Genomic DNA, 16,674 nt, shown 5'->3' with positions numbered 1-16,674 from the left:
CGTACGCGCGCAGGCATGTGGGCGCGGACGCCGACGCGTCCACACCCCTCTCCCCCACCCCGGCCCGCGGCGCGCCGAAGCGCGCCGGCGGCTAGCCGCGCTGGCGGACGATCTCGTAGAGCAGCGCGGAGGCTGCGGCGCTCACGTTGAGCGAGCCGATCCGGCCGCGCAGCGGCAGCGCGATCAGCGCGTCGCACGACGCGGCGACGCGGGGCCGCAGGCCCCTGCCCTCGGAGCCGAGCACGAGCACGACGCCCGGCCCGCTGTAGTCGACGCCGGTGTACGGCACGCCGCCGTCGCCCTCCGCGCCGTAGACCCACGCGCCGACGCCTCTGGCGTCGCCGAGGAAGTCGGCGAGGTTGCGGGCGCGTGCGATCGGCAGGTGCTCGACGGCGCCGGCCGACGCCTTGCAGACGGCCGGTGTCACGTCGGCGCTGCGGCGAGCCGGGATCACGAGCCCGGTCGCGCCGGCGCATTCGGCCGTGCGGGCGATCGCGCCGAGGTTCTGCGGATCCTGGATCTCGTCGAGCGCGACGATCAGCGGATGCTCGACGGCCAGCAGCTCGTCGACGTAGGCATATCTGAACGGGGCGACCTGCGCGCAGACGCCCTGGTGGTCGGGCGATCCGCTGCGCCGCTCGATCCAGCCGCCGTCGGCGACGACGTTGACGTCGACAGCGGAGGCGTCATGCGCGACCGCCGCCAGCCACGGCTCCTCGACGGCATGCGCCGTCGCCCAGATGTGCTGCACCTCGCGCGACCCGCGCAACGCCTCGTGGACGGCGTTGCGCCCGTAGAGGATCGTCACGTCGTCAGGCAGCGTGCGCGGCTCGCGCGTCGGCGCCGGCGCACCCGCCGGCACGCCTGCCCGCTCCGCACCGCGCACCCGCTGCTCGGACCCGCGCTTGCCCGGCCGCCCGGCGCCGCGTCTGCCCGGCCCGCGCTCGTCCCAGCCGCCGCCCGCGCGCTCATCGCGCCCCGCCGCACCGCGCCCGCCACTCGGCCCGCGCTCATCGCGCCCGCCGCCAGCCGGCCCCGCCGCACCGCGCCCGCCGCCAGCCGGCCCCGCCGCACCGCGCCCGCCGCCCGGCGCGCGCTCATCGCGCCCGCCCGCACCGCGCCCGCCGCCAGCCGGTCCCGCCGGCCCGCGCCCGCCACTCGCGCCGCGCCCAGCGCCCGACCCGCGACTTCCGCCGCCCGCCGCACGCTCGTCGCGCCCACCGCTCGCACCGCGCCCGGCCGCCCCAGCCGCACCACGCCCGCCGGCCGACCCACGGCTCCCGCCGCCCGGCCCGCTCGGCCCGCGTCTGCCGCCGCCTCTCGGCCCGCGACCGCCGCCGGCACCACGACCGCCGCCGGCGCCGGCGCCCGGCCCGCGGCCACCGCCGCCACCCGCGCCCGCGCCGCCACCGCCAGTGGACCCGCTCGCCCGGCGCGCGTCGCGCCCGCGTCTGCGCTGGTCAGCCATCAGCCGCGCCGGATCAGCTCGGGGCCGGCGGCACCGTCGCGCACCGTCCAGCCGAGCGCGGCAAGCTCGTCCCGCAGCGTGTCCGCGGCCGCGAAGTCGCGTGCCGCGCGAGCGGCCTCGCGCCGCGCGAGCAGCTCCTGCGCCGCCGCGTCGGGCGCGTCCGCGCCGTCGGTCGCGTCGAGCAGGTTGTCGAGCGCCACCACCTGCAGCATCTCGCGCAGGTCGGCGTCGCCGACCGGCGACCCCGCCTCTGCGCGGCGGTTCGCTTCGCGGACCCAGTCGAACACGGCAGCCATCGCTCTCGGTGTGTTGAAGTCGTCGGCGAGCGCGGCGAAGAACGCCTCGCGCAGGCCACTCAGGTCGTCCGGGCTGGCGGAGCCCGTCACAAGCCGCCGGCCCGCCTCGCGGATCCGCTCGACCGAGCGCGCCGCCTCCGCCAACCGCTCGTCGGAGTAGGCGATCGGCTGGCGGTAGTGGCCGCCGCAGAAGTACGCCACGAGCGCGTCGCGCCCGTGCGCGGCGAGCGCCTCGTGCAGCAGGAAGATGTTCCCCACCGACTTCGCCATCTTCTCGCCCTCGAGCCGCACCATGCCGTTGTGCATCCACAGCCGCGCGAGCGGTGCGCCGCGTGCGGCGCACGTCTGCGCGGCCTCGTTCTCGTGGTGCGGGAAGACGAGGTCCGAGCCGCCGCCGTGCACGTCGAAGCCGACGCCGAGCAGCGTCTCGGCCATCGCCGAGCACTCGATGTGCCAGCCCGGGCGGCCTCTCCCCCACGGCGCGTCCCACGACGTGTCCTCGCCGTCCTTCCACGCCTTCCACAGCGCGAAGTCGAGCGGGTCGCGCTTCAGCGACGCGCCGGAGATGCCCTCGCCCTGGTCCATCTGGTCGACGTCGCGATGCGACAGCTCGCCGTACGCCGGGTAGGAGCGGACGTCGAAGTAGACGTCGCCCTCGACCGCGTAGGCGTGACCGCGCTCGATCAGGACCGCGATCAGCGCGACGATCTCGTCGATCGTCTCTCTCGCCAGCGGCTCGTGGTCGGGACGGCCGAGCCCGAGCGCGTCGGTGTCGGCGACGTAGGCGGCGGTCATCTCCGCGGCCAGCTGCTCGCTCTCCACTCCCGCCGCCCGCGCGGCGTCGTAGATCTTGTCGTTGACGTCGGTCACGTTCGCGACGAACGTGACGTCGTACCCCTCGTGCTCGAGGAAGCGCTTGTAGAGCGAGAAGACGACGAACGGCCGCGCGTTGCCGACGTGGATGCGCCCATAGACGGTCGGACCGCACGCGTAGATCCCGACCTTGCCGGGCTCGCGCGGCTCCAGCGGCAGCAGTCTGCCGCTTCTCGTGTCATGGATGGCGATCGTCCGCATCGAGGCGCCAACCCTACCGTCTGCCGCCGCCTGCCCGAGCGGCGAGCGCAGCTCAGGAATCCGGCCGCTCGATCGTCGCGATCGCGAGGGCAGCGGCACCCTCGACGCGGCCGACGAAGCCCATGCCCTCGCCGCGTGTCGCCTTCACGTTCACGCGCGCCAACGGCAGCTCCAGCGCACCCGCCAGGTTCTCGCGCATCGCCTGCTTGTGCGGCAGCAGCTTCGGCCGCTCGATCAGCACCGTCGCATCGACGTGCGCGATCTCGACGCCGCCGACCGCGACCAGCTCGCGCGTCGAGCGCAGCAGGTCGAGCGAGTCGGCGCCGCGCCAGCGCTCGTCGGTGTCGGGGAAGTGCTCGCCGATGTCGCCGAGGCCGGCGGCGCCGAGCAGCGCGTCGATGATCGCGTGCGTCAGCACGTCCGCGTCGGAGTGGCCGTCGAGCCCCAGCTCGAACGGGATCGTCACCCCGCCGACGATCAGCGGCCGACCGGCGACCAGTCTGTGGACGTCCCACCCGATCCCGGTTGCGACCATCAGCCGATCGGCTCCAGACGGCGCACGCGCTTGTCGAAGACGGCCAGCTCGCTGACGCCGCGGTCGGCCAGCCACTGCACCGTCGCCGGGTAGTCCCAGCCGATGTGCTCGGGCACGTGGGCGTCGCTGGAGAGCGCGATCGGGCAGCCGGCTTCCAGCACCAGCTCCAGGAACCCGTCGGCCGGGTAGCGCTCGCCGACCGGCTTGCGCAGCCCCGCGGTCGAGACCTCGACCGCGATCCCCGACTCGGCGATCCCCTCGATCGCCAGCTCGTAGAAGCGGCGCAGGTCGCCGTCGGGCTTGGGCCGGTTCGCGCCCCACACCTTCACGAGGTCGGGATGGGCGAGGATGTCGAAGAGGCCGCTGCGGGCGCACTCGCCGAGCGTCTCGAAGTAGCGGCGCCAGACCTTGTCGGCGGAGTCGAACGAGGTCGTCCAGACGTCCCAGTCGCCGGGCATGTCGACCGCCAGGTCTCTGACGAAGTGGACCGAGCCGACGACGTAGTCCCACTCGCGCGCTTCGAGCAGGTTCCCCATGCGGTCCTCTCTGCCGGGGATGAAGTCGGCCTCGATGCCGAGCTTGAGGTCGGTCTGCTCGCGCACGAACTGGCAGTAGGCGTCGAGGTCCTCGGTCGCCTGCGACTGCCAGAACGGGTGCTGCCAGACCTCCAGCGCCTGACTGAAGCGGTAGATGTGCTCGGAGACGCCCAGCTCGGCTATCCCCGCCTCGGTCGCGATCTCGCGGTAGCGCTCGGCGTTGGCGGGGACGAAGTATCTGGCGGCAGGCGTGCCGGGCTCGTCGGGGCGCAGGTGGACGTGGTAATCGGTCAGCATCGTTCTTCCAAGAGGAGGGCGGCGAGGCGAAGGTCGATCGGGGTGGTGACCTTGAGGTTCTCGCGCGGGGACTCTACGACGTGGACGGTGCCGCCCGTCTGCTCGACGATCCCGGCGTCGTCGGTCGCGGCCGCGAGCACGTGGTCGGGCTCGGCGAGCGCGCGCGCAAGCGCCGCGCGGCGGAAGACCTGCGGCGTCTGGACCGCCCACAGCGCGCTCCGCTGCACCGTCTCGACGACGCGCAGCGCATCGCCGTCGCCGACCCGCTTGATCGTGTCGGTCACCGGCGCGGCGGCGACGACGGCGTCGGCGCCGGTCGCGGCGAGCGCGTCGAGCGCGCGCACGACGATCTGCGGCGTGACGAGCGGCCGTGCCGCGTCGTGCACGAGCACCGGCTCGTCGTCCGGTCCGGGACCGGCCGCGGCGAGCGCGGCGCGGACGGAGTGGGAGCGCTCGGCGCCGCCGGCGACGCCGATCGTCCCCGCCGGCGCGGCGACGCCGTCGGGCAGCGCCACCACGATCCGCTCGATCGCCGCGACCGCGCGCAGCGCGTCGAGCGACCATTCGTACATCGGGCGGCCCGCCAGCATGACGAGCGCCTTGGGACCGTCAGCCCCAAGGCGCTCTCCACGGCCGGCGGCCACGAGCAGCGCGACCGCCATCAGAATCCGTCCCGGCCGGCTTACTCAGCCCCGACGGCCACCTTGCCGCTCGCGGAGGCGGCGAGCAGCTCGTCGAGGTGCTCCTCGGCCTGTTCCTCTTCCATCTCCAGCGCGTACATCAGCTCGGAGGCGAGGATCTTCTTGGCGCGCGTGAACATCTGCTTCTCACCAGTCGACAGGCCCTTCTCCGCCTCTCGGATGGCGAGATTTCGCACGACCTCGGCCAGCTCGTAGATGTCGCCGGTCTTGATCTTGTCGCGGTTGTGCTTGAAGCGCCGATTCCAGTTCTTCGGCATGTCCGAGCACTCGTCCTGGAGCACTGCGAGAACCTTCTTGACGGTCTCCTCGTCGATCACGCGACGCAGACCGGCCACGGCCGCGTTCGCGGTCGGGACCATGACGGTCATGTCGTTGTGGAGGATCTTGATCGTCAGGTACTCGCGCGTCTCCCCGAGGATCTCCTTGTCCTCCTTCTTGAGGACTTTGCCCGCGCCATGATGCGGATAGACGACGTTGTCGCCGATCTCGAACTCGATGTGCTCGACCTCGACGGTGATCTCGAGGTCCTCGAGCTGCTCTTCGCTCAGTTCAGTGATGGTCGTCCTCCTTGTTCCAAGCAGTCCAGAATCCGCAGACCCGTCAGGTCTGCAGGTACCGATCCACGAGGTTGATCTCCTGCTGTCGGCGAAGGCCCTCTCGGATGTCCTTCGCCCGGATCTCGCCGACGCCGTCGACGGTTTCGAGCTCGCCGTCAGTGGCGGCGAGCATCTCCTCCAAGCCCCCGAACTCCTGCACGATGCGCTGCACGACGAGTCGCGGCAAGCGCGGGATGCGACCGAGGATCCGGTAGCCCCGCGGGGAGACGGGATAGTCAAGCGTGTTGACCTTGCGGTCGTAGCCGAGCAGCTCGGCGAGACGCCCGAAGTCGAGCAGGTCCTGATGCGGGAGCCGCACGAGCTGGTCGAAGGCGATCGCGAAGTTCTCGTCGGTGTCCTCGGCGAGGTAGTCGTGCACGAGCGCGGACTTGTCGCCCGCGACGCCGACCATCGTCTCGTCGAGCTGCATCTCGATCAGGCGCCCCTCGGTGCCCAGCTCGACGATGTAGCGCTCGATCTCGACGCCCATCCGCGTCACCAGCTCGGCGCGCTGGAGGACCGTCAGCACGTCGTGCAGGGTCGCGCCGCCCTCGAACTCGAGCGCCGTCAGGCGCGTCGAGACCTGGTCGAGGCGGCTGCGGTACTTGTCGAGCGTCGCGAGCGCCTGGTTGGCCTTCGCGAGCACGACCGGGATGTCCTCGAGGATGTACTTCGCGCCGTCGACGTAGAGCGACACGACCTCCCTACGCTGCGAGATCGCGATCACGAGTGCCTCGGTCTGCTTGGAGATCCGCTCGGCCGTGCGGTGGCGCGTGCCGGTCTCCAGCGTGAGGATCGTCGGGTCCGGGGTCAGCTGGACGTTGCCCCAGATGATCTTCGTCGCGTTCGCGTTCAGCACCAGCGCGCCGTCCATCATCTTGGCCAGCTGGTAGAGGAATGCAGGGGTGTAGTCGATGTCGAGCTTCAGTCCGCCTGAGAACAGGAACGAGAGGTCGTCCGCCTCGCCCATGACGATCAGGCCGCCAGTGCGGGCGTGGACGATGTTGTCGATGCCCTCGCGCAGCGAGGTGCCTGGAGCCACCATCTCGAGTGCCTTGACGAGCCGGGGCTCTTGGCGAGACTCGAGCTCTTCTTTGAGCTCTTCCCCGGAACGCGGCGCCATAGACAGGCCATTCTACCGGGTTTTTCCTGGATTTTCGGCGCCCCGCAGGGAAACCTGGACGGAAGGCGAAGCGTCAGAGAAACGCTTGCGTTCTGCGACTGCGCGAAAGCGCCGTGCTCACGCGGCTCGCGGGCGCCGTTCAGCAGGCATCGCAGCCCGCAGCGCGCGGCGCAACGTGCCCGCCTCGGGGGTCACGATCGTACCCAGTCCGAACTTCGCCGCCTCCGCCGTGCGGCGCTCGGGATGGGCGACCGAGCGCAGCTCGCCGGTCAGCCCCAGCTCGCCGAAGCAGGCGAGCGGCGGGCCGTCCTCGCCGTCTGCACCGTTGCCTCCACGCAGCGCGACGCCCCGCGCCGCCGAGGCGACGGCCAGCGCGACCGCGAGGTCGGCGCCGGGCTCGTCGACGCGCACGCCGCCGACGACGTTGACGAAGACGTCCGCGCTGCCGACCGCGACGCCGGCATGGCGCGTCAGCACGGCGAGCACGAGCGCGAGGCGGTTGCGGTCGATGCCGCTGACGACGCGCCGCGGCGGGACCAGCTCCGAGGGCGAGACGAGCGCCTGCACCTCCACCAGCAGCGGGCGCGAGCCCTCCATCGCGCAGAGGACGACCGAGCCGGGCGCGTGCGTCGCCTCGCCGACGAAGCGGGCGGACGCATCCAGCACCTCGACCAGGCCGCCCTGTCTCATCTCGAAGACGCCGGCCTCGCTGGTCGAGCCGAAGCGGTTCTTGAGCGCGCGCAGCGTACGGTAGGTGCGCTCGCGCTCACCCTCGAACTGGAGCACGCAGTCGACCAGGTGCTCCAGCACGCGCGGGCCGGCGAGCGCGCCCTCCTTCGTCACGTGACCGACGAGCAGCACCGCGATCCGGTGCTGCTTGGCGACGCGCATGATCTCGCCGGCGACCTCGCGCACCTGGCCGACCGAGCCGGGCGCGCCGGTCAGCTCGGCGGCGTGCAGCGTCTGGACGGAGTCGATCACGCAGACGTCCGGCCGCTCGCGCTCCAATGTCGCCAGTACGGCACCGAGGTCGGTCTCCGCGATCACGGGGATCTCGAGCGCGGCGCCCGGCAGCCGCTCGGCGCGCAGCTTGATCTGCGCCGCCGACTCCTCGGCCGACACGTACAGCGTCTTGCGACCGGCGCCGGTCAGATTCGCGACCGCCATCGTCGTCAGCGTCGACTTGCCGATCCCCGGCGAGCCGCCGATCAGCACGAGCGAGCCGGGGACGATCCCGCCGCCGAGGACGCGGTCCAGCTCGCCGATCCCGGTCGGAAGCCGCTCGACCTCGCTCGCTTGCACCTCCCCGAGCCGCACCGGCGCGACCGCGGTGCCGCCGCGCGAGCCGCCGACGCCCGCGCGCGCGCCGCGCCCCGCGCCGCCGGCCCCGTTCGAGCCGCCGCTGCGCACCTCCTCCACGAGCGTGTTCCAGGCCCCGCAGCCGGGACATCTGCCGGCCCAGCGCAACGCCTCGTGGCCGCAGTCGGAGCAGACGTGAACGGTGGTCGGTCGAGCCATCGGAGCGACCAGGCTACGCGCCGCGCCGGACGAACACGCGTTCGGCCCGCCGCCCAGCCCGAACAGGTGCGATCTCGGGTCGGCACACGACCCGAGATTGCACCTCATACGGTGAAACAGGACCGCGGGCGGGTGGGCGGCCGGCCCGCTCAGCGCGTCGCGTCGAGCGCACGAGTCAGGTCGCGCGCGAGGTCCACGGCGTCCTCGATCCCGACCGACAGGCGGATCAGCCCCTCCGAGACGGCGTCCATCCCCCAGCGCGCACGGCGCTCGGCCATCGTGTGGACCGAGCCGAAGCTCGTCGCCTCGCTGATCAGCTCGCAGTGCGCCAGCAGCGCCCGCGCGCGATCGGCGTCGTCGCCGACGTCGAACGTCAGCACCGTCCCGAACGCGCGCATCTGCCGCGCGGCGAGCGCGTGCGCGGGATCGCCCGGCAGGCCGGGGTAGCGGACCGCCACGAGGTCATCGCCGACGCGCGCCGCCAGCAGCTCCGCCAGCGCCTGCGCGCTCGCGCACTGGCGCTGGAGCCGCACGTCGAGCGTCGCGAGCGAGCGGTGCGCCAGCCACGCCTCGAACGGCCCGAGGATCGCGCCGGCGCGCTGGCGCCAGCCGCGCATCGCCGCCAGCAGCCGCTCGTCGCGCGTCGCGACGGTCCCGAGCAGCAGGTCGCCGTGCCCGGTCAGGTGCTTGGAGCCGCTGAGCAGCGTGATGTCGGCGCCCAGCTCCAGCGGCCGCTGGCCGAACGGCGTCGCGAGCGTGTTGTCGACCACCAGGCGCGCGCCTGGCGCACCGGTCTCGCGCACCGCGGCCGCGACCGCCGCCAGGTCGACCACGTCCAGTCCCGGGTTCGTCGGCGTCTCCACGACGACGAGCGCGGCGCCGCGCGCCGCGTCGACGAGCGCGGCTGTGTCGGTCGGGACCAGGCGCGTCCGGACGCCGAGCGCGCCCATGTTCTCCGTCGCCATGTCGCGCGCCGCCGGGTAGCCGTCCTGCTGCACGACGACGACGTCACCGGAGCGCAGCAGCCCGAACAGCACCGCGGCGACGGCGGCCGAGCCGGACGGGAACGTCAGCGCGTGGACGCCCGCGCCGCCCTCCAGCGTCGCGATCGCCTCCTCCAGCCCGCTCCAGGTCGGATTGGCGTAGCGGCCGTAGCCGTACTCCGCCTCGGCGATCCCGTCACCGCGCAGGTGGTACGGCGCGGCGAACGTCGGCCCCGGCAGGAACGGTGTCCCCTGCTCGGCCGGCGGCAGCCCGGCACGGACCGCGCGCGTCCCGTCGCCCAGCTCGCTCGCGAGCCGCGGCTCCCCACCCGCACCACCCGCGCCGCCCGCGCCCGCGCCCGCCCCGTCCGCGCCCGCGCCGCCGCCCTCCTCAGCCATCGAGCCCCACGCGCTCGGCCCGGACGCACGACTCGAACCCGCTCGCGCGGTGCGACGCGTCGCAGAACGGCTTGTCGCGCGACTGGCCGCAGCGGCACAGCGCGATCGGCCGGTCCGGATCCGAGACCGGGATCTCGTTTCCGTCCGGGTCGACGAGCCGGACCGGTCCGGTGATCTTGTACGGCCCGTTGTCGCGGACTCTGATCTCGACGCGCGCGTCCATGCCGCACACGCTACCGCGCCGCCGCCCGCGTCCTGAGAACGAGAGAGGGCGGCCCCACCGGGGCCGCCCTCTCGAAGCACTTCAGGTGTGGCGCGACCGCCTACGACTCGGAGGCCGCCTCGGCCGCCGGCGGGGTCTCGCTCTCGCCCTGCGGGCCGTCCGCCCCCTCCTCAGAGGTTGCGGAGCCGCCCTCGGCGCCGACGCCGACCGGGGTCGGAGCGGGCTTCGGCGCGATGATCTCGATCGAGACCTCGGGCTCCTGGCCCTCCGGCGCGCGGTCGACCATCACCGTGCCGCCGGCCATCAGCTCCGAGCGGAGCACGAAGTCGGCGAGCGGATCCTCGATGTAGCGCTGGATCGCACGGCGCAGCGGGCGGGCGCCCATCGCCGGGTCCCAGCCCTTGTCGACGAGCAGGTCCTTCGCCTCCTCCGTCAGCTCCAGCTGCAGCTCCCGCTCCGCGAGCGACTCGCGGATGCGGCGCAGCAGCAGCTCGACGATCTCCTTGATCTCGTCCTTCGCCAGCTTGTGGAAGACGATCACGTCGTCGATGCGGTTCAGGAACTCGGGCCGGAAGACCTTCTTCAGCTCGCCCATGATCCGCGTCTTCATGTCGTCGTACGTGATGCCGGTCTCGTCGTCGGAGACCGCGAACCCGAGCGGCGTGTTGCGCGCGATCTCGCTCGCACCGATGTTCGACGTCATGATCACGATCGCGTGGCGGAAGTCGACGGTGCGACCCTGCGCATCCGTCAGCCGCCCGTCCTCGAGGATCTGGAGCAGGATGTTGAAGACGTCCGGGTGGGCCTTCTCGATCTCGTCGAGGAGCAGGACCGAGTACGGCTTGCGCCGCACGGCCTCGGTCAGCTGACCGCCCTCGTCGTAGCCGATGTAGCCGGGAGGCGAGCCGACGAGCCGGGACACGGCGTGCTTCTCCATGTACTCCGACATGTCGATCCGGACCATCGCGTCCTCGTCGCCGAAGAGGAACTCGGCGAGCGTGCGCGCCAGCTCCGTCTTGCCGACGCCCGAGGGGCCGAGGAAGACGAACGAGCCGGTCGGCCGCTTGGGATCCTTCAGGCCTGCGCGCGAGCGCCGGATCGCCTTCGAGATCACGTCGACCGCAGCTTGCTGACCGATGACGCGCTTGTGCAGCTCGTCCTCCATCCGCATCAGCTTCGCGGTCTCGGCCTCGGTCAGCTTGAAGACCGGGATGCCCGTCCACATCGAGACGATGTCGGCGATCTCCTCCTCGCCGATCGACGGGCGCTCACCGGACTCGCCGGACTCCCACTGCTCCTCCAGCTCCCTCTTCTTCTGCGTGAGCCTGCGCTCGGCGTCGCGGAGGTTCGCGGCCTTCTCGAACTCCTGCGCCTCGATCGCGGCCTCCTTGTTGCGCCGCGTCGTCTCGATCTCCTCCTCGAGGTCCCGGTAGACGGGCGGGGAGGTCATCGACTTGATGCGCATGCGGGCGGCGGCCTCGTCGATGAGGTCGATCGCCTTGTCCGGCAGGAAGCGGTCGGAGATGTAGCGGTCCGCGAGGTCGGCGGCGGCGGTCAGCGCCTCGTCGGTGATGTTCACCTTGTGGTGCTGCTCGTAGCGGTCGCGCAGACCCTGGAGGATCTGGAACGTCTCGTCGGTCGACGGCGGGTCGACGCGGATCTGCTGGAAGCGCCGCTCGAGGGCAGCATCCCTCTCGAGGTACTTGCGGTACTCGTCGAGCGTCGTCGCGCCGATCGTCTGCAGCTCGCCGCGGGCGAGCGCCGGCTTGAGGATCGAGGCCGCGTCGATCGCGCCCTCGGCCGCGCCGGCACCGACGAGATTGTGCAGCTCGTCGATGAACAGGATGATGTCGCCGCGCTGGGTGATCTCCTTCATCACCTTCTTGAGGCGCTCCTCGAACTCACCGCGGTACTTCGACCCGGCGACGAGCGCGGCGAGGTCGAGCGTGTAGATCTGCTTGCCCTTCAGCAGCTCCGGCACGTCGGCGTTCGTGATCCGCTGGGCGAGGCCCTCGACGACGGCGGTCTTGCCGACGCCCGGCTCGCCGATCAGGACCGGGTTGTTCTTCTGGCGGCGCGAGAGGATCTGCATGATCCGCTCGACCTCCGTCTCGCGGCCGACGACGGGGTCCAGCTTGCCGTCGGAGGCGAGCTTCGTGAGGTTGCGGCCGAACTGGTCGAGCAGCTTGGAGGACTTCTTGCCCTCGCCCTGCTGACCGGCCGCGCCCGCTCCGGCACCGCTCCCGCTGCTGGCGCCCTGGCGACGACCGCCCGGACCCGACAGCATGCGGATGACCTCGTTGCGGATCTTCTCCGAGTCCGCGTCGAAGTCGAGCAGGATGCGCGCTGCGACGCCCTCGTTCTCGCGGACGAGGCCGAGCAGGATGTGCTCCGTGCCGATGTAGTTGTGCCCGAGGCTGAGCGCCTCGCGCAGCGCCAGCTCCAGGACCTTCTTGGCGCGAGGCGTGAACGGGATCTGACCAGACGTCACCTCTTCACCGGAGCCGACGATGCGCACGACCTGCGCGCGCACCCGCTCGACGGTGATGTCGAGGCTCTCCAACACTCGAGCTGCCAGGCCCTCTTCCTCCCGCAGGAGTCCGAGGAGGATGTGCTCGGTGCCGATGTAGTTGTGCTTGAGCGTCCGGGCCTCCTCTTGGGCGAGGACGACCACCTGGCGGGCTCGCTCTGTGAATCGCTCGAACATGGGTGCGACGTTCCTTCCCTACGGGCGGGTGAGGCGGAATCTTGCGGAGGGATGCGAATGCACCCGCTCACCCGGATCATCGGCCGGAGGCCTGTCGATGATGAGTGGTCGGGTCCGTTCGCCGGGCATAGGTCAGTCTACCAACAGCCCGGACCCCCTACGGGGGCGAAGCCGCGCTCCCTACCTCGCTCAATCCCGCATCGCCGGGAACAGCACCACTTCGCGGATCGATCTGCGGCCCGTCAGCAGCATCACGAGCCGGTCGATCCCGAGGCCGACGCCGCCGGTCGGCGGCATCCCCTGCTCCAGCGCCTGGAGGAAGCTCTCGTCCCAGGGCTGCGCCTCGTCGTCGCCCGCCTCGGCGTGCGCGCGCTGCTGCTCGAAGCGGCGCCGCTGCTCGTCGGGATCGTTCAGCTCGCTGAACGCGTTGGCGATCTCCATCCCGTTGACGTAGGCCTCGAAGCGCTCGACGAGGCGGTCGTCGTCGCGGTGGCGCTTGGCGAACGGCGACAGCTCGACGGGGTAGTCGAGCAGGAACGTCGGCTCGATCAGCGTCGGCTCGACGTGCTTGGTGACCAGCTCGTCGACAAGCTGCGCCCAGGTGTCCTCGGGCGGGACGTTCATCCCCTTTTCCTCCATCGCGGCCGCGAGCTGGTCGCGGTCGCGGGCGGCGAGGATGTCGATCCCGGTGCGCGTCGCGATCGAGCCGGCGAGCGTCTCGCGTCTCCACGGCGGCGCGAGGTCGATCTCGCCGCTGTAGCCGGCGGCCTCGGCGGCCGCGGCGACGAGCTGCTCGGTGCGCGCCGCGACGTCGAGGTAGTCGGCGTACGCCTCGTAGTACTCGACCATCGTGAACTCGGGGTTGTGCTTGTGCGAGACGCCCTCGTTGCGGAAGTCCTTGCCGAGCTCGTAGACCTTCTCGAGGCCTCCGACGATGCAGCGCTTGAGGTACAGCTCGGTCGCGATCCGCAGGTACAGCTCGCGGTCGAGCGCGTTGTGGTGGGTCGTGAACGGCCGCGCGTTGGCACCGCCGTAGAGCGGCTGCAGCACCGGCGTCTCGACCTCGACGAAGCCGGCGTCGTCGAGGAAGCGGCGGATCGCCGCGATGATCTTGGCGCGCGAGATGAACAGCGCGCGCGTCTCCTCGGACGACATCAGGTCCAGCTCGCGGTGGCGGAAGCGCGTCTCGACGTCCTGCACGCCGTGGTGCTTCTCCGGCGGCGGGCGCAGCGACTTCGCCAGCAGCGTCCAGTCGTCGGCCTTCAGCGACAGCTCGCCGCGGCGGGAGCGGAAGACGGTCCCGTCGACGCCGATCAGGTCGCCGAGGTCGAGGCCGACGAGGCGGTCGAGCGACTCCTGCCCGAGCACGTCGACGCGCGCGTGCAGCTGCATCCGCCCGGAGCGGTCGACGAGATCGATGAACGCCGCCTTGCCCTGACCGCGGCGAGCCGCGATGCGGCCGGCGATCCGGTAGCGGTCCTCGGTCTCGGCTCCGGCCTCCAGCTCGTCGTAGCCGTCGCGCACGGCGTCGATCGGCGCGACGCCGTCGAACTCGTGCGGGAACGGCTCGACGCCCTCGTCGCGCAGGCGTTCCAGCTTGCGACGACGGGCGGCGAGCAGCTCCGGCAGCTCGTGCTCGTGCGCCGCGTCCTCCGGGACCGACATCCTCTGCGGGCCTACCGGAGGCCGATGTCGATCTTGGTGATTCTCAGCTCGCGCTGCTTGCCGTTCGGCAGCTGCACGGTGGCCGTCTCGCCGGCCTTGCGGCCGATCAGCGCCTTGCCGACCGGCGACTCGTTCGACAGCTTGCGCTCGGCCGGATTCGCCTCGGCGGAGCCGACGATCACGTACGTGTCGCTCTTGCCGCTCTGGGAGTCGGCGACCTGCACGGAGGAGCCGATCCCGACGACGTCGGTGCCGACGCTTCTGGAGTCGATCACCGTCGCCGCGCGGAGCTTCTCCTCCAGCTGGGCGATCTTGGACTCGAGCATCGCCTGCTCGTTCTTCGCGTCGTCGTACTCCGCGTTCTCGGAGATGTCGCCGAACTCGCGCGCCTCCTTGATGCGGGCGGCGACTTCTCGACGCTTTTCGGTCGACAGGTGCTCGAGCTCAGACTTGAGCTTCGCGAGACCGTCCGGCGTGAGGATGACGTCCTTGGGCATAGGCATGACCTTGGCAGTGCGATGGTGTGCAAGGCCCGCTGACCTCTGACAAGGAAAAACCCGCACTGGGCGGGATTCCGGTCGAATTCAGGCCGACGGGGCGCGACAGTATAGCGGCGACGTCCTAAGTCTTCGGTAAGGGTCCGGGGTCAGGCCGCGGCGGCGAGCGCGGGGATGCCGAATGCGGCACGCGCCTCCGCGACGGTCTCGGTCCGCTGCAAGCGATCCTGCAGCTCGGCGCCCTCGCCCAGGCGCGTCACGTACCAGGGGTAGAACTTGCGCAGGTAGCGCGCCGCGCGACCCTCGCCGAGGTGCTCGACGGCGCGGTCGAGGATCCAGTCGACCTCGGTCAGGATCTCCTCGCGGGTCGGCTCGCCGACGCGGTCGCCGAGCACCTGCTCGAACAGCCACGGGTTGCCGAGCGAGCCGCGCGCGAGCAGGACGGCCTCGGCGCCCGTGAACTCGAACACCTCTCTGACCAGCTCGGCGCTTCTGAGCCCGCCGGAGATCAGCACCGGCACGGGCAGCTCCTCGACGAGCCGCTTCGCCAGCTCGTAGTCCGGTCTGCCACTGTGCTGCTGGGAGGCGTGGCGCGGGTGGATGCAGAGGCCGGCGATCCCCGCGTCGGCGACGAGCCGGTAGGCCAGCTCGATCCCGTTGCGGTCGCCTGGCCGCAGGCCGGGGCGCAGCTTCACGGTCACGGGCAGCCCGCTGCCCTCCGCCGCGGCGCGCGCGATCTCGACGGCCAGGTCGGGGTCCTTCACGAGCGCGGCGCCCGCGCCGGTCTTGCAGACCTTCGGAACCGGGCAGCCCATGTTGAGGTCGATCAGGTTCGCACCCGTCTCGGCCGCTCTGGCGGCAGCGGAGCGCATGATGTCGGGGTCGTTGCCGAACAGCTGGATCGAGACCGGCCCGCCGGCGCCGGCACGCCACTCGTCCGGGTGGACGCGCAGCAGTTCGGTGCACGTCTTCTCGTTGCCGTAGTGGATCGCATGGCTGGAGACCATCTCCGAGACGGCGAGCCCGGCGCCGTAGCGCTTCGCCTGCAGGCGCACGAACCAGTTGCCGATGCCGGCCAGCGGGGCCAGCACGACGCGGTTGGGGATCTCGACGCCGCCGAGCGTCCAGCTGTCGCGGAGGGAGCGGGTCATCGGTCCTTCCGATGGTAGCCGTCACCGGAGCAGCGGATCGTCGTCGCTGGCGAGGACGCAGGGAGCGTGGTGGGCGCCAGCCCACGAGCGACCGAGGACATGGCCAGCGGCGGCGAGGCGCTGCTACCGGTTGCGCTCGTAGAGCAGGCGCAGGCCGGTCAAGGTGAGATCGTCGTCGGACTCGTCGATCTCGTCGGTGAACGGCACGATCGCGTGGGCCAGGCCGCCGGTCGCGATCGTCGTGATCTCCTCGCCCATCTCCGCGCGCAGCCGCCGCACGATCGCGTCGACGAGGCCGGCGAAGCCGTAGACGACGCCCGAGCGGATCCCGTCGACCGTCGTCTTGCCGATCAGCGTGCGCGGCTCGACGAGGTCGATCTTCGGCAGCGCCGCGGCGCGCTCGGTCAGCGCCTCGATCGAGATCTCGACGCCCGGCGCGATGATGCCGCCGAGGTACTCGCCGTCGGCCGAGACGGGGTCGAACGTGATCGCGGTGCCAAAGTCGACGACGACGCACGCGTCGCCGACGCGGTCGTAGGCGGCGACGGCGTTGACGAGCCGGTCGGCGCCGATCTCGCGCGGGTTCTCGTAGCGGATCGGCATGCCGGTCTTGATCCCCGGCCCGACGACGAGCGTCTGGTGGGCGAGATAGCGCTCGCCGGCGGCGCGCCACTCCGCGCCCAGCTGCGGGACCGTGCTGGAGACGATCGACGCCTGGATGTCGGCGAACGCGAGGCCGCGCAGGCCGAGCAGGTTCGACAGCTTCGCGCCGAGCTCGTCGGCGGTCTCGTCGCGCACGGTCGCGAAGCGCCAGTGCTGGGTCAGCTCGGCGCCTTCGAAGGTCCCGAAGTGGGTCTGGGTGTTGCCGACGTCGACGACGAGAAGCATGGGCGCGGCATTATCGC

At 71.8% G+C, this 16,674-nt stretch carries 15 protein-coding genes; all 15 read right to left on the bottom strand.

Going from position 1 to position 16,674, the window contains the following annotated elements; translation table 11 throughout:
• Positions 1-91 precede the first annotated feature (91 nt).
• Positions 92-1,468 (bottom strand): 23S rRNA (guanosine(2251)-2'-O)-methyltransferase RlmB, encoded by a 1,377-nt coding sequence (rlmB, locus tag CWOE_RS32640; RefSeq protein WP_148260946.1) that lies wholly within the window; start codon positions 1,466-1,468, stop codon positions 92-94.
• Positions 1,468-2,838 (bottom strand): cysteine--tRNA ligase, encoded by a 1,371-nt coding sequence (gene cysS / locus CWOE_RS08435; protein WP_012933169.1) that lies wholly within the window; start codon positions 2,836-2,838, stop codon positions 1,468-1,470. Before cysS ends, rlmB begins: the two co-directional genes overlap by 1 nt.
• A gap of 52 nt (positions 2,839-2,890) precedes the next feature.
• Positions 2,891-3,373: a 2-C-methyl-D-erythritol 2,4-cyclodiphosphate synthase gene (gene ispF / locus CWOE_RS08430; RefSeq protein ID WP_012933168.1), complete on the bottom strand. Its 483-nt coding sequence runs from the start codon at positions 3,371-3,373 to the stop codon at positions 2,891-2,893.
• A complete protein-coding gene (locus tag CWOE_RS08425; protein WP_012933167.1) occupies positions 3,373-4,206 on the bottom strand; it encodes a histidinol-phosphatase in 834 nt (277 codons plus the stop codon). Before CWOE_RS08425 ends, ispF begins: the two co-directional genes overlap by 1 nt.
• On the bottom strand, positions 4,200-4,868 hold the full coding sequence (gene ispD, locus CWOE_RS08420) for a 2-C-methyl-D-erythritol 4-phosphate cytidylyltransferase (protein ID WP_012933166.1): 669 nt from the start codon (positions 4,866-4,868) through the stop codon (positions 4,200-4,202). The genes CWOE_RS08425 and ispD overlap by 7 nt, the downstream gene beginning before the upstream one ends.
• Positions 4,869-4,888: 20 nt before the next feature.
• Positions 4,889-5,392 carry a CarD family transcriptional regulator gene (locus tag CWOE_RS08415; RefSeq protein WP_236262288.1) on the bottom strand — a complete coding sequence of 168 codons (504 nt, stop codon included), beginning with the start codon at positions 5,390-5,392 and terminating at the stop codon, positions 4,889-4,891.
• A 115-nt stretch (positions 5,393-5,507) separates the two neighbouring features.
• Positions 5,508-6,626 carry a DNA integrity scanning diadenylate cyclase DisA gene (gene disA / locus CWOE_RS08410; RefSeq protein ID WP_012933164.1) on the bottom strand — a complete coding sequence of 373 codons (1,119 nt, stop codon included), beginning with the start codon at positions 6,624-6,626 and terminating at the stop codon, positions 5,508-5,510.
• 117 nt (positions 6,627-6,743) lie between these two features.
• Complete coding sequence (gene radA / locus CWOE_RS08405; RefSeq protein ID WP_012933163.1) at positions 6,744-8,144, bottom strand: DNA repair protein RadA; 1,401 nt, start codon at positions 8,142-8,144, stop codon at positions 6,744-6,746.
• Between the two features lie 149 nt (positions 8,145-8,293).
• The gene (locus tag CWOE_RS08400; RefSeq protein ID WP_012933162.1) at positions 8,294-9,526 is read right to left on the bottom strand and encodes a cystathionine gamma-lyase; all 1,233 of its coding nucleotides are present in this window, start codon (positions 9,524-9,526) and stop codon (positions 8,294-8,296) included.
• On the bottom strand, positions 9,519-9,749 hold the full coding sequence (locus CWOE_RS08395; protein WP_012933161.1) for a CDGSH iron-sulfur domain-containing protein: 231 nt from the start codon (positions 9,747-9,749) through the stop codon (positions 9,519-9,521). Before CWOE_RS08395 ends, CWOE_RS08400 begins: the two co-directional genes overlap by 8 nt.
• A 100-nt stretch (positions 9,750-9,849) precedes the next feature.
• Positions 9,850-12,456: an ATP-dependent Clp protease ATP-binding subunit gene (locus CWOE_RS08390; RefSeq protein WP_012933160.1), complete on the bottom strand. Its 2,607-nt coding sequence runs from the start codon at positions 12,454-12,456 to the stop codon at positions 9,850-9,852.
• A 189-nt stretch (positions 12,457-12,645) separates the two neighbouring features.
• A complete protein-coding gene (lysS, locus tag CWOE_RS08385) occupies positions 12,646-14,121 on the bottom strand; it encodes a lysine--tRNA ligase (protein ID WP_012933159.1) in 1,476 nt (491 codons plus the stop codon).
• A gap of 11 nt (positions 14,122-14,132) precedes the next feature.
• On the bottom strand, positions 14,133-14,624 hold the full coding sequence (gene greA, locus CWOE_RS08380; RefSeq protein ID WP_081425288.1) for a transcription elongation factor GreA: 492 nt from the start codon (positions 14,622-14,624) through the stop codon (positions 14,133-14,135).
• Positions 14,625-14,767: 143 nt separating this feature from the next.
• On the bottom strand, positions 14,768-15,769 hold the full coding sequence (locus tag CWOE_RS08375) for a tRNA dihydrouridine synthase (RefSeq protein WP_012933157.1): 1,002 nt from the start codon (positions 15,767-15,769) through the stop codon (positions 14,768-14,770).
• A 123-nt stretch (positions 15,770-15,892) separates the two neighbouring features.
• Positions 15,893-16,657, bottom strand: coding sequence for a type III pantothenate kinase (locus CWOE_RS08370; RefSeq protein WP_012933156.1), 765 nt, complete (start codon positions 16,655-16,657; stop codon positions 15,893-15,895).
• Positions 16,658-16,674 lie beyond the last annotated feature (17 nt).

It is taken from the genome of Conexibacter woesei DSM 14684 (genome assembly GCF_000025265.1).
Classification (GTDB): domain Bacteria; phylum Actinomycetota; class Thermoleophilia; order Solirubrobacterales; family Solirubrobacteraceae; genus Conexibacter; species Conexibacter woesei.
Note: the sequence above shows the minus strand (reverse complement) of the source record. Positions and strands in the feature narration are given on the sequence as shown.

Excerpts from the sequence above, each read along its gene's own strand:
- CWOE_RS08425 (WP_012933167.1), bottom strand. The coding sequence starts at position 4,206 with ATGCTGACCGATTACCACGTCCACCTGCGCCCCGACGAGCCCGGCACG.
- CWOE_RS08395 (WP_012933161.1), bottom strand. The coding sequence starts at position 9,749 with ATGGACGCGCGCGTCGAGATCAGAGTCCGCGACAACGGGCCGTACAAG.
- radA (WP_012933163.1), bottom strand. The coding sequence starts at position 8,144 with ATGGCTCGACCGACCACCGTTCACGTCTGCTCCGACTGCGGCCACGAG.
- CWOE_RS08370 (WP_012933156.1), bottom strand. The coding sequence starts at position 16,657 with ATGCTTCTCGTCGTCGACGTCGGCAACACCCAGACCCACTTCGGGACC.
- disA (WP_012933164.1), bottom strand. The coding sequence starts at position 6,626 with ATGGCGCCGCGTTCCGGGGAAGAGCTCAAAGAAGAGCTCGAGTCTCGC.
- CWOE_RS08390 (WP_012933160.1), bottom strand. The coding sequence starts at position 12,456 with ATGTTCGAGCGATTCACAGAGCGAGCCCGCCAGGTGGTCGTCCTCGCC.
- CWOE_RS08375 (WP_012933157.1), bottom strand. The coding sequence starts at position 15,769 with ATGACCCGCTCCCTCCGCGACAGCTGGACGCTCGGCGGCGTCGAGATC.
- CWOE_RS08400 (WP_012933162.1), bottom strand. The coding sequence starts at position 9,526 with ATGGCTGAGGAGGGCGGCGGCGCGGGCGCGGACGGGGCGGGCGCGGGC.
- rlmB (WP_148260946.1), bottom strand. The coding sequence starts at position 1,468 with ATGGCTGACCAGCGCAGACGCGGGCGCGACGCGCGCCGGGCGAGCGGG.
- lysS (WP_012933159.1), bottom strand. The coding sequence starts at position 14,121 with ATGTCGGTCCCGGAGGACGCGGCGCACGAGCACGAGCTGCCGGAGCTG.
- ispD (WP_012933166.1), bottom strand. The coding sequence starts at position 4,868 with ATGGCGGTCGCGCTGCTCGTGGCCGCCGGCCGTGGAGAGCGCCTTGGG.
- greA (WP_081425288.1), bottom strand. The coding sequence starts at position 14,624 with ATGCCTATGCCCAAGGACGTCATCCTCACGCCGGACGGTCTCGCGAAG.
- cysS (WP_012933169.1), bottom strand. The coding sequence starts at position 2,838 with ATGCGGACGATCGCCATCCATGACACGAGAAGCGGCAGACTGCTGCCG.
- ispF (WP_012933168.1), bottom strand. The coding sequence starts at position 3,373 with ATGGTCGCAACCGGGATCGGGTGGGACGTCCACAGACTGGTCGCCGGT.